Below are 15,084 nucleotides of genomic sequence, written 5' to 3' on the forward strand. Positions count from 1 at the left end.
TGAATTTATATCTACTTCTTATTCTTCAAATCGAATCAAATAATTTGGATCAAAACTCAAGTGCAGCACATCCCCCACTTGATATTTCCGTGAGGTATCCTCAACCTTCCACTTCAGGATTTCACCTTCAAGCTCAACAGTCAATAAATTATAATGAAGCAGGTATTGCTGCTTATCGACCTTAGCTTTATAACCGTCATTTTTTCTTACTTCCAAATCTGAAGGCCGGATAAAAGTCTTTTTCTCGCCAGGAATTTCATTCAGGTTTCCGAAAAGCTTGGCCACATATTCATTCTTGGGCTTTCTGAAAATCTCACGAACATTGCCTTGCTGCACCAACTTTCCCTTTTGGATAATCAACAGCTCTTCACTCATCAAAAGTGCATCATCCACCTCATGTGTAACGAAGACAACCGTCACATCCAGCTCATCAAAGATCAGCTTCAACTCCTCGATCAATTCACGCTTCTGAATAGCATCCAAGCTACTGAAGGGTTCATCCAACAGCAACACCTCTGGCTCAATACTCAAAGCCCTTCCAATGGCCACTTTCTGCTGTTGTCCGCCGGATAACTGTCTTGGCTTTTTTGCACGATGCTCCTGAAGCGATAAAAGAGTCAGCAGCTCCTCCACCCTTTCTTTCTGATACAATTTATCATACAGCAGCAAAGGCCTGGCAATATTTTCTTCAACGGTTGAATTGGGATACAACTTATATTCCTGATGGATCAACTGAATCTCATCATATCCGGGCACCAGCTTTTGCTTAGGGTTTAGGATCTTCTGGTCTCCCAAATGCACCACGCCCGAGTTTTGCACTTCCAGCCCGGCGATGATCCTTAACAATGAGCTTTTACCAGAACCACTTTCTCCCACCATGGAAACGACTCCACCTTTGCTGATTTGCAAGCTGAATTTTTCCAAGGCAATATTCTCCTCATCATATTGCTTGGTGACCTCACTGACTTTAAGAAAACTCATAAAGAAATTTCGGTTTGTAGTTTTTTAGGAAGACTCGCAAAAACAAGCTCATAAGAATGATCCACCAGCTCGAGGATAGCTGCATCGGCCACATCTGCACCAAAAGCCACTGTATTCCAATGTTTTTTATTCATGTGATATCCCGGAATGATCCCATTGTATTTCTCTCTCAACTCTACCGCCCTTTCAGGGTCACATTTAAGGTTGACACTTTCGAATTTTTCGATATCAATCAAAGCAAAAAGTTTTCCTCCCACTTTAAAGACAAGCGTATCGGGTCCAAAGGGAGTATCCTCGGTCACACCTGGCTTTTTCAAACAATAATCCCTAAAAAAAATAATGTCCATATTGTTGCCTATTGTTGTAGAAAGGATGTTTTATTGCTAAAACAATCAATTGAGGTTTCTTACATTAATCTTCTTACAATCCAGAAAATCAATGCTGCCAAAAACACCAAGATGGATATTTTGTTGATGCCATGCATCATGCGCAAATTATAATTGCTTTTCTGGTTGGGATCCGGTTTTTTAAAAACCCGAATAAAGTAATTTCCTACCTCACCCAATTGAAAGAACTCCTTGAATTTATTATTGGCCATACTGTTCAAATCTAATGTCTGGTACTCTGATTCTACTTTCTAACAACTACTCCACCGCTTCTGGTTCGATCCACTGACCACCTTCACGGATAATGTTGATCAGTTCGTCTACGGCATTTTCTGAAGGAACAGACCGCTTCACCACCTCTTTACCTTTGTAAAGGGTTATTTTTCCTTTCCCAGAGCCCACATAACCATAATCGGCATCTGCCATTTCCCCAGGGCCATTGACGATGCAACCCATAATCCCAATCTTCACCCCTTTCAAATGATCGGTACGCTTTCTGATCATGGCCGTAGTTTCTTGCAGGTCAAAGAGGGTTCTACCACAAGAAGGACAGGAAATATATTCCGTCTTAGACATCCTGGTCCTGGCTGCCTGTAAGACGCCAAAGCTGACAGAATTATGAAGTTTGACCGTCTCTAACATGGCCTTTCTATCTTCTTGCTCCTTTTCCTCCAATCCCAACATCACACCATCACCCAAGCCATCAATCAATAAACCTCCCAAGTCTGTCGCTGCATAAAGCATGGTTTGGTCTGCATCCTGCTCCATGTATCCTGCTTCCGTGACGATGGGCAGTTGGATACCAGCATTGATCAAAGCGATATAAGCTCTTCTTAAAGCAGGCATATTGTGCTTGTTGTCACTATGCAAGATGATCACCACATCCTTTCTACCTTCCAAAGCTCCGATGGCCTCCATTACTTCTACATCTTTTAACTTTAGGATATTCAGTTCTGAGTGGTAGTTTTTTGTCGCTAAAAACTCTTCCAAAGTGAAAGCTGGAAACTTATTGTTTTGGTCCGATAACTCCATCCAAAACTTCCAATCCACAATTTCCTTAAGGCCATTAGGCAACATAAAGGAAATCGGGTTGCTCCCTGAATAGACAAAATCACATCCCTGATCATTCATCTTCCATTTGTCCAGCTCAGGCAAATAGAAGTGCCCAACATGCTTCAATTCCTTTTTGGTGATATTTTCCACTTTGGAAATGTCTGTGATCACCCTTGGCACATTGGCACCACCAAAATTATAGACCTCTAAGCTATGTCTTTTGTTATATTCAAATGGGTTAAGTGGATAATCCTCTATTGCTTTGATATCCGCATGACCAGGCCTTTTGGAATATCGATCGATCAAAGCCCTGGCTACTGGTGCCTCAAATTCCGGATCTTCAGTCAAAGAAACTCTCACCGTATCACCCAAGCCGTCTTCCAGTAAGGTCCCTATACCCACAGCTGATTTGACCCGGCCATCTTCACCATCTCCCGCTTCAGTCACACCGAGGTGTAAAGGATAGGGTTTAAAGCCACCTTCATCCAGCTTTTGTACCAATAAACGGTAGGCCTGCACCATCACCTGAGTATTGGAAGACTTCATGGAAATAACGATATCATGGTAATTTTCCTCCTCACAGATTCTCAGAAATTCCAAAGCAGATTCCACCATACCCAACGGTGTATCCCCATAGCGGCTCATAATCCTATCAGACAAAGAACCGTGATTAGTACCAATCCTCATGGCGGTACCATGCTCCTTACAAATCTTTATCAAAGGCAAAAAGCGTTCACGGATTCTTTCTAATTCTTCCTGATAACTCTCATCCGTATATTCGATGACCTCAAACTTCTTTTTGTCCGCATAATTGCCGGGATTGATCCTTACTTTCTCCACAATTCCAGCAGCAATTTCTGCTGCATTGGGCGTAAAGTGAATGTCTGCCACCAAAGGCACATAGTAACCTTTCTTTGCCAAACCATCCTTGATATTCCGTAAGTTCTCCGCTTCCTTGATACTCGGCGCCGTGATGCGGATCAGCTCACAGCCACTTTGGATCATGCGGATACACTCTGCTATCGAGCCTTCCGTGTCCATGGTATCCTTGGTGGTCATCGACTGAACCACGATCGGGTTATCGCCTCCTACCCACACATTGCCGATTTTTACCGGAATCGTCTTTCTTCTGGAGTAACTGGTCAGGCTGTTACAATACTTGGTATTTGCTATGGTCTCTTTGACTTCCATCATTTCTATATTTACAGGTCCCCAAGTTGAGGCCTTATCACTATCTCTTCAACAACAGATTGGGGAGAAAGGTTATAAGCCCCCCAAACTGATTCCGCCACATCACTGGCTTTCATAAACCTTTCCTCTGGGATATCCACCCCTTCCCAACTGGCAGTAAGGGTAGCTCCTGGCATTACAGAAGTGACCTTGATCCCATAGGGCAAGAGCTCCTGGCGCAGGCACTTTGTCATCCCCAGCATGGCCCATTTGGAGATGGCATAGCTTCCGCCATTGGCATAAGCAGTCAAGCCCGCAATAGAGCCCATAGAGAAAATATGCCCGGATTTCCGTTCGATCATGGCACCGGTAAATTCCCGGGTCAGGTAGTAGGCACTATACAGGTTGGTCTGCATCATTAATTCAAAATTACCATCCGGTTCATCATGGATAGCCCCAGGCAAAAACACCCCCGTATTATTGATCAGCACATCAGGAATAAACTTTTCCCTTACCGCTGTGGCCAGAGACAAAACTTCCTCCTTTATGGATAGATCAGCCTGCTTGGTATATAGGTTAATATCAGGAAATTCTTTCTTCATATCATCCTGAAGCTGATCAAGATCCTTTTGGTGTCTGGAACAGGTAAAAATATCAAAACCTTCTTGGGCAAATCTTCTAATAATCTCTCTGCCAATCCCTTTGGTTCCTCCTGTCACTAAAATGCTTTGGGGCATAATATGGTGTTTTTTTAATTTATTTGCTTTCTCAATAGTTAGTATAACAACTATTTACTGTTCACAAAGTTACATTTTTTTAAAAGAATCGCTATTATCTAGATCATTCGTTTCTGTTTCTAAAGCCTCTAGATTTTCTCGCCTAGATCTCTCCATTTCCTTACGCTTTCTCAGCTAACTGAAACTCCCGGATTTTGCTGACATAGACACACCACAGCCTTCTATCATCCTAGCAATTATCTAGAGTCAAATCACTCCTTTCCTTCCAACACCCACTGATCAAACAGGGTACTTACCCAAATTATCTTCGGATTTCACTCGGTAGTATCCGAGCTTGATCCGAAGGAGATCCGAAGGTGATCCCTGAGTGATCCGAAGATTATTCTGATTTCCATCAAAGCTATGGTAATTCTACAGTAAGCATAATGGGAAGGGAAGTAAGGGAAAGCCCTGGGGTCTGTCAGGACAAGTCCGCATTAAAAACCAAAAATACATGGTCTTCCATCAAGGAAATTATGAAGCCAAACCTAATACAGTTTTTAGAAAAATTAAAAAAAAGCCCTCGCTGTGAGCAAGGGCTTAAATCTTTAGAAAAGTATGGTTTTTATTTCTTATATATCGCCTTTTCAAACTCCACCCAATGTTCAGGGGTCATTCTTCCTGGAGTAAATAGGCAAATTCCTTTCGCACCACTGGCCATTGAATTTCTAATTGCAGCCCCCATTTCACTAGGAATTAGGCCGTGTCCTTCCGGATCTGCAATCTCCGCTTTTTTCTCAGGATTTGGACAAATAAACAATCCACTGTAGACTGGGAATTTACCCTCAACGGCATCCACTTCTTCTTTGGTAATGGATCCGATCCAATCGGTTCCTTCTAAATAAAAATCATTATAGTTCATCGGAAATACCGCATCAAGCTTCCAAGTATTCCATTCCTGACGCACCATTTTCTTGGCGTCTGAAGGCCCAGGAAATACCGCTGCATTGATTTCCTTGCCATGCTCATGCACCATATCAGAGAGCCTGTTCACAATGCTGCTGATCAAATCATACCTGAATTGCTTCCACTCCTCCACTTGAGAAGGATCTTCGGCAGCTTTGATATCTATACCAGTCTTTTCTTTAAAGTCTCCTGTACACTCATCACAGTAGCAATAATCAAACTGAGGATACTCTCTGTCCATGGTCAAACCATATTTGTCCCATAAGCCACGCGCCAAGATCACATCAGGAAAACGGATATAATCCAAGTGAATGGCATCCACCTCTTCCACATCTGCCACTTGACTGTACATGTTTTCCAGGAAGTTATAGGTACCATCCTTACTAGGGCACAAAAAGGTATAGTGAGGCACATAGGCAGGCTTCTCCAAGGCAGACTCTCCCAAACCATTGACTGCATACCAGTCCGCATCGATCTCTTCGGTTTTGCGCTGCACCATGGTAGGGATCCATGCATGAAAGCCCAGGCCCACTTCCTTGGCTATCTTTCCTACCTTTTTATAACTGGCCAGATCATGACCACCATTATACATCAAGGCATCGATGCCATGGTCTTTGAATTCTTGAAATTTTTCCTTGATCTCTGCCTCAGGCTTGTCATTGTAGCCTCCTAGCCAAGCATGTACCGGAATTTTGGTAGGCGCTGTAGCTTCTGCTTGTGCTTCTGTCTTCTCTTTTGGGCTGGAGCAACTCATGGCGACACCCAAAGTCATCAATACCAGTAGTATTTTTTTCATAGGTTCTAATTAGAAATAGGGTTGTTTTTTTTACAAAATGGGTAAAGTTGGTTAAATCAACCAAATCGTACAGTATACATTAAAATTAAAATATTTTACCATCAATAACCATCTTTATCTATTTTTTTCACTAATGGTTTTCAAGCACATATTAACTTGTCAGAATTAAACTGGGTTTCAGTTTAAGCAAATCTCCTTGAGAAAAGAGACACTGACCATCCCTAAATACCCCAACTAAACTTATTGTATATCCCAAAACAATATTAGAAATGATTACGTTAACTTACTTTAATTGGTCGGACAGCTCAGCTTCAAGATTTTTTGCACCTGAGTAAACTGTTTTTGCTCAAAGCAATTGTATTATCTGATTATCCGCAATGATGCCAGTAACCTTAAATCCTTTGCTTTAAGTGGTAAGAAGTTTGAAGCCTGAAGACCGAAGCAGTTGATATTTTAATCAAAACGAACATTTCGACTCGCTTTTAATCTTTACTGGTGCAATTGCGGATATACATTTTGTATTATTCCATAAGTGAATGATGTAACATCTTTTGAGACTTAAATTTCATTATAAATTCAATTTTAACTCAATAATCAATAATTTTTACAACCAATACCTTTATGAAAATACCATTTATCTTATTAATTGCTTTAATAATTTCGATGCCTCTTGTCGCGCAAACTCACGTACCAGCCTCTGAATCCCTTGTTGGAATATGGAGACAAACTGGAATGATGAACCGTTTTACTGGTGAAATCATAAATGTCACATCAGGAAATTACAAAGTGTATAACCCTGACAATACCTATTATACTTTCGTAGCATGGGAAAAGGATAATACTCCTCAAGAAACTACCATAGGACAATATGGAACTTATAACATTACTTCAGACAGTACTTTGACAGAACATATCATCAAGCATATATTAAGTCCTAACATGAATGACAAAAACAGTTCTTTACGCTATGAGATGATTGATAAAAACAACATTCTTATCAAGTGGCAAGTTGACAACCAAAACTGGGTCGCTGAAAGATGGAGTCGACTAGCCTTAACCTCCCCATTACAAAACAAAGACAAGCCACTCAATAAACGTGGACAAACAACAACACTATAGCCAAAACAAAACCTCGTCACACTTTAGTTTATAATTCAGGCTTAAAGTTTTCTTGCAAGAATATTTGGATTCGAATATTCTTACCTTTATTGTTAAACACAGATAAAAAAGATGAACAAAAATTTATAATAAACAGATAACCAACCCTATACTCATCTCAAATCGAATTAAAGTGAACGATAATATAAAAAGTACTTAATTTTTTTACCGTCAACTTCACCTCTTTGCCCCCTATTTATCAATTGCTAGAAACTTGTTTTCACTTGGTCAATTTTAAACTTACCGTAGTTTAATTCAAAACTTTTAACCATCATCAAAACAAAGCTGAAACCTGCATTCTCCCGGTATGTACCAAGCGGTTCAATCCTTCAGAATCCCTACCTTCATAAGTCATGTTCAACTGAAGCCCTTCGCCTATCTTTTGGACCCAATTGACACTCCAGCTTACATTGCTCCCATTGGTCAGCGCCTCAAGCATCTCATAGCCCACTGGCGAATTGGCCTGTCCGTTATAATCGATTTGGGTGTATTTGAGTAAGGCATTGATGGTGGTCTTGATGGCCCTGGCATAGCGCAGCTCAGCAGCCAATTCATGGAGGCCTGCTACTTCATCATATTCCTCATTCTGGATATTGAGTTTATGGGTATAGCGATAATTGGTGGTCGCTCTAAAAAAAGTAGAAGGCTGCCAAGTAATCTCCGGGCCAAAGCCATACTGGTTGACATGATAATTACGGTTGTCCAAATAATTCGAGGCAGCCACTCGTTCTCCATTGGTAAAGACCATTCTCAGGTTGATGCTTTTATTGAAATTCATCCGTGTATTTAACCGCCAGTCTTCTTGTTGGGCTTCCTCAAAGCCCCCAGTAAGTAACTGTTTGTTCCTGCTTTGGAAGAAACCCAAATCAAAACCATAAAGTGCTGAAGTACGATTAAAAAACAATGTTGACCGAAACACATGCCTCAGAGAAACCAGGTCATCCTCGGCAATTCCAGTCGAAAAGGGGCTCACCCGATCCCAAAAACCAGTGGAAGTAATTTTCTTCTCCACGTTCCAACTGGTTGTGTTGGAGAATTTATACAGTCCCCGTTTTAGACCAGCCTCTTCTCCCCACTGATCCGGAAAACGGACATTAAGGCGATAATTGAACAAAGTGGTGTAGGCTTGGATATACTCATCAGTTGGGGTAAATACTTTGATATAGTTTTTCTCTTCTGGGTTTATGGCCAGGTAGAATTCATTGAGCTGCTGCACTCCATCCTCATTGTCATCACGCCAAGTGTGAGTCCCTTCTCCTGTGGGAACGGGTAAGTAGACAAACTCCCTTTTCAGCTCCCGTCCATTGCCAATGGCATAGCTAAGCTCATTCCTGAAGTTATTGTCCCATAAAGCGCTTTGGTAATCCAATCGTCCCATCACTGTGCTTTCATTCCCCAAGCCTTCTCTCAGGTGCTCGAGCTTACGGTAGGTAAATGTTCCTTTCACATCATGTTGACCAAACCGGTGTTGCAGTCCATAGTTGGTGGTAAAGGCCTTAGTGTCCGGAAGCATTTCGCCAGCTATTGGAAATCGGTCTTCCCGCCAGCTGACATCCGCAAAAAAACTATAAGGTAGAGTATCATTGGACTTAATATAAAATTGATGGGAAAGGTAATTCATGGCACTGCTGATCACGGAATCCTGCTCGGTATCTCTAATCTGATTTCTATCTACATTAAACTGATAGCCTGGTACCAAAACTTTTGACTTATAAAAAACCTCTGCATCATATCGTAGCCAATCCGATTCGGTTTCGGGTAGGTCACTATTCAGCAGAAACAAGTTCTGCCCGGTAAAAACCCTATTGCCCAACTGCTGGTAATACCTTGCCCTTTGTTGGGTCCCTTGTAGCTGATCTCCCCTGTTTCTGAAATTGACTTGATAGGAAAATTCATTGGCCGCGTCTTTGGACATACCGATATTTGCCATCACCAGCTTTTCACTGGCAGGGGTATCTAAATCTGCCTGCATCAAGCCCCAATCCCTGTCAAACTCAATATATCGTAAACGGTCAATGAACCGAAAATCCATGGAGTTGTACTCCAATTCCGTCGCTGCTTTCAATTGGTATCCTTCCAATCCATTCACTTTTCTTCCTGTTGACACCAAACCAGTCTTCACTCCAAAGCCCTTATCATCCTCATTGCCCAGATCAGAAAATAGGTTTTGGTCCTGATTGGAAAAGGCTGCTTCTCCATATGCCTTTTCATACTCTCCCAGTATCACCTCTCCCCCCATGGTCATCATCTGTTTCTTATTGGGAGCTGGCAAAATCGAATATAAGGTGTAATTACCCTGCAGTTGATCATCTAAAGGAGGAATATATTCATATACAAAGCCATTGGCCAACTGTTCTTTCCGCCTGTAATTGCCATTTCCCTCCCCTACTTCCGTAAAAGTTACATTGAAGTGGGCTTCTTCCTTATCAGTCGAATACTCATAATAAGTCACTGGCTTTCCTTGCAAATCCATTGTTGCTACTTTTCTATACAGAATTCTCTTTGGGTCAAAGGCCACACTATCCACTCTGGGTATAGCTGCAGCATTGACATTGTCACCCACTGATGCCAAAAGCTGTTTGTCCTTATCAGAAAAATCATAAAAAAGGGGGCGGTTCCGGTTATCCTGCTCTTTGTAATAGTTGACATAAAAGCTGGCTTTATCACTTTTCTGAATGTGGTTGGCTGTAATGATGGATCGGGTAAAATTCCGCTCCGCATATTCATAGTCCACCCTTACCCTGGAATATTGGGTAATGAGCACATTGGCAGTAAAGGTGATTTGACCTTGGTTATAATCAATGACATAGTCTTGGTTAAATCCCCGCTGAAGCTGCTTGCCGTCCAGAAAGACTTTTTCCGAGTTGGCCATTATGATCACATAGCGTTCATTTTCAGGCCCAGGCACCCTGTAAGGCCCCAAAACACCTTCCTGCACTTCCATGATGACTGAGCTAAATTTCCCCTTGGCGATGGATGCCCCTACTTGTGTGGATGCTTTCCAAGTATCATTAACTTGGTAATCAGACGTAAACTGAAGTCCCTGAACATTCTTATAATACCGCAAAAATGAAGACTCCCGTTGCTGAAAAACGACATCTCCTGCTTTTAGACTGAAATTATCATTATATAACTCCACCAACACATTGTCAAAATCCTGGATCTGCTGGGTATTTCCTTCCGGCTGGAAAGGGACATTCTGGTCGGTGATACTCGCCCTAATAAATAAATCATCAGTCAGCTCACCATCCATCTGTAAATTCAAAGAAGAATTCACAAAGACATTTTGGGTGTTCCCGAAGGAAATTCCCCGGGTAAGACTTCCGGATTTATTCAGTTTGGTATCTGGAAAAATCTCTTCTCTAAAATCAAAAACCTCCGCTTGTATTTCCTTTTTGGACTTGAAATAGGCCATGGAATCATAGTCCTCCTCCAAGGTTCTCTTTGCAAATGTTTGATGAAAGCTAAAAGGAAAACGCTGATAACAAACTTCCAATGAATCGGGGAAAGCCTCCTTATTTCTTATGGTCAAATGCCCTGTGGTAGAATTATAATCCCAGGTAATTGCTTCTTCGTTGGAAAAATAAACAATGATAGAGCTTTCCAGTGCAGTCAATGAATCAAGTTGAAAAACCAAGGAATCCTGAGCGCCTTTTGTGGGTACCCATTTGCATACCCTATCCTGCGCTTTTCCAGGTAGCACAAGACCAAGCATCAACCCATAAAGTATTGCTAAAAAAGTTATGCTTCTATTTCTACACCAAACACTCATTCCTTCAGAAATAGCTCTTTAAGAAGACGAATGAGATGGCACATTGGCAAGTGGAAAGGCCAAAAAGAAAGAAGTACCCTTGTCCAATTCTGTCTCAAACCAGATATTGCCACCCGCTGTTTCAACGCCTCTTTTGGCAATGGCCAGTCCCAAGCCTGAGCCTTCACTCTTGGTACTGAAGTTTGGAATAAAAATCTTTTCTCTAAACTCCTCTGGAATACCTCGTCCATTATCTTTTACCTCCAGTCGGGTCCAGCCGTTTTCTGCTGTGAGTACTACATCAATTACCGCTTTTTTATCTTCTTCCACAGCCTGAATGCCATTTATAATCAAATTGGAGATCACTCGTCCAAAAAGCTTGTCATCCCCCATCACTTTCAAATTGGCATTCACCTGATCATAAAAATTCACTTCTGCTGTTTCATTGTTATTGAACAACTCCACCGCTTTTGTCACCACCACTTCAAAGTCCATCAGTTCATTCTTAGGCAGTGGCATTTTAGCAAATGTCGAAAAAGAGGTCGCAATATCACTCAACGTATCCACCTGATGAATCATGTTGTTGATCGGCTTTTTAAGCTTTTCGGGATCATCCAAACGTCCTGCGGCCTGCAACCTCAACATATGCTGCAAGGTGAGTTTCATCGGTGTCAATGGGTTTTTGATCTCATGGGCTACCTGCTTGGCCATTTCTCTCCAAGCTGATTCCTTTTCATTTAATGCCAATACTTTCCGACTCGCTTCCAACTTAAATAACATGTTATTGTATTCTTTCACCAACAAGCCAATCTCATCCTTAATCGGCCAAAACATCGGTTCATTGTCCTCCAGATTTGTTGTCTTTAACTTTTGGGTAAGCAGCTTAAATGGATCTGTCAAAGTCTTGGACATGAAAAACGAAACAATCAAAAACACAATAAATATGGCCACAAAAATATTGATAATCGTACTGAAAACATCCACAATCAGGACATTAAGATCCTCTTCAGATTCAAAGAATGGGATGGCAATAATCCCCGAAATATTTTGTCGCTCCACATCCCTAAGGGCGAGATAAACAGTTTTGTATTTCAACTCTCCCACTTGCTCCTCTAGAATAATCCTATTGTTCTGTGCCTCCAAAACTTCTGCATATGCTTCTGGATTCAGGTACTTTGTCAAGACCTTCTTCTCAAAGATATTGGGCTGATTAGTCGCCATAAGCATTCCCGAAGGCAGATAAACATTAATATCTGTTGCAGTGGTACTCGCCAGTCGATAGACCTCGGCCAAGAAATCATCCAAGTTCATTGTTCCCTGGTTTTCGTCTTCCATATACTGGGCCAGGTTATCCCTGATAATTCCTGCCTTTTCAAAATATTGCCTGTGCAAGTCCTCCAAATAAGATTTGCTCAAGAGCCCAATTGAAATCGCACTGATGACCAACATGGGAACAAAAAAAGCAAAATTGAGATAGAACTGAAGTTTGGTGGCATAATTGAACTGTACCTTCCCCACTCCTGTGATCAAGGCATAGGCCATGATAAAGAAGAGCGTACAGGCAATGTAGCTGACGAAAAAGAAGGAAACATCTGCTAAAATATAATTGTAGGGGTAAATTGGACTGGAAACAAGAATTGTTTTTGACTGGTTTCGAACGCCAAAATGGTGATATCCATTCCTAAAAACACCGGTTGTATAAAGGTTATCGTTTTCCAGTAAGCCCACCACCACAGGACTTCGATAATTAAATGCCCCTACACTGAATTGAAGAATATTATCCCTAAAAACAGCATAGTCAAAACTTTCGCTCTGGATATCGTCCATGTACTTCTTGTCCATCAAAAGTTTGGGAAAGACACTATTGGACTGAATTCTTCTCTGGATCAATTCCAATAATATGGTACCAATGAAATCTCCATTTTTGAACATCGGTACAAAAGTGTAAAATTTATTACCCTCTATCCCCTCATTACCTTTGACAAAATATAAGCCTGGAACAGCACTGATGGCATAATCACTGTTCATGTACCTAAACCTATAGTCATCCAACACCGCTTCACTTTCCCTGTTCAGAACATTTTCACCTTTGACATTAAAAATCATCACTTTCAAATCATACTGATCGAAGTAATTGGAGATGTAGATTTTCCTGATTTTTTGTTCAATGGGTTCCTTAGACCTTGATGGATCTACCATTTTGTTTTTAATAAATAGATCTTCTTTCAGTCTATCGATCACATCCCTGAGTAGGAATTCGGCCATAGCATCATTTTCCATGATGACCTGTTCGGCCACTTTTTCTTTGGAGTGAATTTCCCTTTTCCTAAAATCCTGATAAGATGCCGCTCCTGTGATAACCGCCCCCATTAGGCAGCCAAAGAAGAATGTCAAAAAAGTATTCAGCTGTAACTTCAGTACATTGTCATAAAGCTCAAAAGTGATGATAGCTACTAGCAGTATAAAATGAGCCAGAAAAACCACTAGGTAGATAAAGTCAAAATAGGCTGAAACAGCCAAGAATGGAATTGAAAACAGTATCAGTATTTTCAGCGCATAGGCTCGTTTCGCCCTTGCCTGATAAAAAACCAAATTGATGGACATGATGGTAAAAAGTAAATATGCCGCACCGCCCAAAAACAAAATTATGATACTGATGGCTTTGAAATAATCAAAAGTAGGAACATCAAGAATATTTAGATTCCATTGGGAGTTATTGGAAATATTGGTAAAAAGTTTAAAAAACAAAAACAAAAAAACAGTTGAAAGCGAATAGGCCAACAAATAGAAAAACCATTCATAATACCTTTTCCTAACTTTTGCAAAAACGACAATCACTTCTCTTCTGCCCAATAAACTAATAATCATAGCCAGAATAATAACAGAAGCCATCACATTTAATAACAAATCACCAAGGCTTGGGTTGAGCATGGAAGAAGCGTAATAGGATGGATCAAATAGTGGTACCTCAAAATAGTCCTGAGGAAAATGAAACACCAACATCATTGCCCTTACGCTCACCAAGATAAATAAAGCATACAGAAGCCCCAGCTTTCTCCTTCCTCTCTTCCATAACTTCATCACAAAATCACCACCTAGGATAAACACCAAGCCTGTTAAGGAAAAGAAAAACAATAACAAGGTCGTATTGGAGCCATGCCCTACAGGCTTGTATCCACTGCGTAATGAAATGGAGAAATAATATATTCCATCTTTACCTTGAATCTGTTTATAATCACTTATAGGATCACTTGCTAAAATAAAGCGGTCATTTCCAAAAACATTATCATTGTATCCTGCATGTAAGTACTCGTTATCTATCTCCACTTTATCGTAAAGCGAATAGACTTGTACCATTACGTATTTTTGACCATTCCTAGGGATAGTCCTTACTCTGGAAAAATAAGTGCCTTTTTGGTTATCGATCAATTGATAAGACCTATAATTTACACCAGTTCTAAAATCCTTAAAATCGGGAATCATAGAATTATCAGACCAATAGAGCAGTTTCCCCTCATCACTATATAAATAAAAGGGATGTTTAAAATCGAAATTTAAGGTTGAAAAAGAGACTTGCTTATCAGGTCTATTGTTCATTAAGAGCTGAATGTAATCATCATCAAACTCTTTAGCTACATCCCTGATTTTAGTTTCTATTTGCTGAATAGCAAGTTCATCTAAATTAGAATTAGATCTACCCGAAAAAAAATTCAATGCCAGCACTGCTGCCATCAGGATTATAATAAAAATGATTATTAGCCTTCTTTTCTTAAGCATACTTCACCTCACAATAGTATTAAAAGTAAAAAAGCAAAGTCTAATTTCAAACTTTGCTTTCCTTAATTAACTTATCAAGCCGGCACCACCTTTTTCTTTCGTGAATTCCTATACCACAAAAAACCAATTACCGCAGCCAGTAAATAAGGAGCCACAAACAAGTAAAGAATCCCCATATTCAAACCGGCTCCCACTGTGGTATCTCCATTGGAAACATTATTTTCCACAGAGGCCCGGCACATGGCACATTGCGCCAAGCTGAAGGTCTGCGGCACAACTATTAATAGAATAATCAAATAAATTTTATGAATAAAAGATTTCATAACCATT

The 15,084-nt window shown here is 40.7% G+C and carries 10 protein-coding genes; 1 reads left to right on the forward strand and 9 read right to left on the reverse strand.

The genetic code is table 11. From position 1 onward, the window contains the following. Positions 1–18: 18 nt before the first annotated feature. From IFO69_RS03635 to IFO69_RS03660, 6 genes are all read right to left on the reverse strand, one after another. On the reverse strand, positions 19–981 hold the full coding sequence (locus IFO69_RS03635) for an ABC transporter ATP-binding protein (protein WP_192008378.1): 963 nt from the start codon (positions 979–981) through the stop codon (positions 19–21). Further along, complete coding sequence (locus IFO69_RS03640; RefSeq protein ID WP_192008380.1) at positions 978–1,328, reverse strand: MmcQ/YjbR family DNA-binding protein; 351 nt, start codon at positions 1,326–1,328, stop codon at positions 978–980. The genes IFO69_RS03635 and IFO69_RS03640 overlap by 4 nt, the downstream gene beginning before the upstream one ends. 59 nt (positions 1,329–1,387) lie before the next feature. Next, positions 1,388–1,579 carry a DUF6728 family protein gene (locus IFO69_RS03645; RefSeq protein WP_192008382.1) on the reverse strand — a complete coding sequence of 64 codons (192 nt, stop codon included), beginning with the start codon at positions 1,577–1,579 and terminating at the stop codon, positions 1,388–1,390. A gap of 46 nt (positions 1,580–1,625) precedes the next feature. Further along, complete coding sequence (gene ispG, locus IFO69_RS03650; protein ID WP_192008967.1) at positions 1,626–3,611, reverse strand: (E)-4-hydroxy-3-methylbut-2-enyl-diphosphate synthase; 1,986 nt, start codon at positions 3,609–3,611, stop codon at positions 1,626–1,628. A gap of 11 nt (positions 3,612–3,622) precedes the next feature. Further along, complete coding sequence (locus IFO69_RS03655) at positions 3,623–4,327, reverse strand: SDR family oxidoreductase (RefSeq protein ID WP_192008384.1); 705 nt, start codon at positions 4,325–4,327, stop codon at positions 3,623–3,625. Between the two features lie 604 nt (positions 4,328–4,931). Then, a complete protein-coding gene (locus tag IFO69_RS03660) occupies positions 4,932–6,068 on the reverse strand; it encodes a glycoside hydrolase family 10 protein (RefSeq protein WP_192008386.1) in 1,137 nt (378 codons plus the stop codon). A gap of 663 nt (positions 6,069–6,731) precedes the next feature. On the opposite strand from IFO69_RS03660, the gene IFO69_RS03665 reads away from it, so the two are divergent. Then, a complete protein-coding gene (locus tag IFO69_RS03665; RefSeq protein WP_225443966.1) occupies positions 6,732–7,187 on the forward strand; it encodes a DUF4488 domain-containing protein in 456 nt (151 codons plus the stop codon). Between the two features lie 313 nt (positions 7,188–7,500). On the opposite strand, the gene IFO69_RS03670 is transcribed toward IFO69_RS03665, so the two are convergent. The 3 genes from IFO69_RS03670 to IFO69_RS03680 all read right to left on the reverse strand — a co-directional run bounded on the left by IFO69_RS03670 (position 7,501) and on the right by IFO69_RS03680 (position 15,077). Beyond that, the gene (locus IFO69_RS03670; RefSeq protein ID WP_225443967.1) at positions 7,501–10,941 is read right to left on the reverse strand and encodes a hypothetical protein; all 3,441 of its coding nucleotides are present in this window, start codon (positions 10,939–10,941) and stop codon (positions 7,501–7,503) included. A 75-nt stretch (positions 10,942–11,016) separates the two neighbouring features. After that, the gene (locus IFO69_RS03675; RefSeq protein WP_225443968.1) at positions 11,017–14,709 is read right to left on the reverse strand and encodes a sensor histidine kinase; all 3,693 of its coding nucleotides are present in this window, start codon (positions 14,707–14,709) and stop codon (positions 11,017–11,019) included. 119 nt (positions 14,710–14,828) lie between these two features. After that, on the reverse strand, positions 14,829–15,077 hold the full coding sequence (locus tag IFO69_RS03680; RefSeq protein WP_192008392.1) for a hypothetical protein: 249 nt from the start codon (positions 15,075–15,077) through the stop codon (positions 14,829–14,831). Positions 15,078–15,084: the final 7 nt, after the last annotated feature.

Origin of the sequence: Echinicola arenosa, from assembly GCF_014841125.1 — a bacterium.
In the GTDB taxonomy this organism is placed as follows: domain Bacteria; phylum Bacteroidota; class Bacteroidia; order Cytophagales; family Cyclobacteriaceae; genus Echinicola; species Echinicola arenosa.

What these genes read in the sequence shown, in the direction of transcription:
- IFO69_RS03645 (WP_192008382.1), bottom strand. Translation starts at nt 1,579, where the DNA reads ATGGCCAATAATAAATTCAAGGAGTTCTTTCAATTGGGTGAGGTAGGA.
- IFO69_RS03670 (WP_225443967.1), bottom strand. Translation starts at nt 10,941, where the DNA reads ATGCTTGGTCTTGTGCTACCTGGAAAAGCGCAGGATAGGGTATGCAAA.
- IFO69_RS03680 (WP_192008392.1), bottom strand. Translation starts at nt 15,077, where the DNA reads ATGAAATCTTTTATTCATAAAATTTATTTGATTATTCTATTAATAGTT.
- IFO69_RS03640 (WP_192008380.1), bottom strand. Translation starts at nt 1,328, where the DNA reads ATGGACATTATTTTTTTTAGGGATTATTGTTTGAAAAAGCCAGGTGTG.
- IFO69_RS03635 (WP_192008378.1), bottom strand. Translation starts at nt 981, where the DNA reads ATGAGTTTTCTTAAAGTCAGTGAGGTCACCAAGCAATATGATGAGGAG.
- IFO69_RS03665 (WP_225443966.1), top strand. Translation starts at nt 6,732, where the DNA reads ATGCCTCTTGTCGCGCAAACTCACGTACCAGCCTCTGAATCCCTTGTT.
- IFO69_RS03660 (WP_192008386.1), bottom strand. Translation starts at nt 6,068, where the DNA reads ATGAAAAAAATACTACTGGTATTGATGACTTTGGGTGTCGCCATGAGT.
- IFO69_RS03675 (WP_225443968.1), bottom strand. Translation starts at nt 14,709, where the DNA reads ATGGCAGCAGTGCTGGCATTGAATTTTTTTTCGGGTAGATCTAATTCT.
- IFO69_RS03655 (WP_192008384.1), bottom strand. Translation starts at nt 4,327, where the DNA reads ATGCCCCAAAGCATTTTAGTGACAGGAGGAACCAAAGGGATTGGCAGA.
- ispG (WP_192008967.1), bottom strand. Translation starts at nt 3,611, where the DNA reads ATGGAAGTCAAAGAGACCATAGCAAATACCAAGTATTGTAACAGCCTG.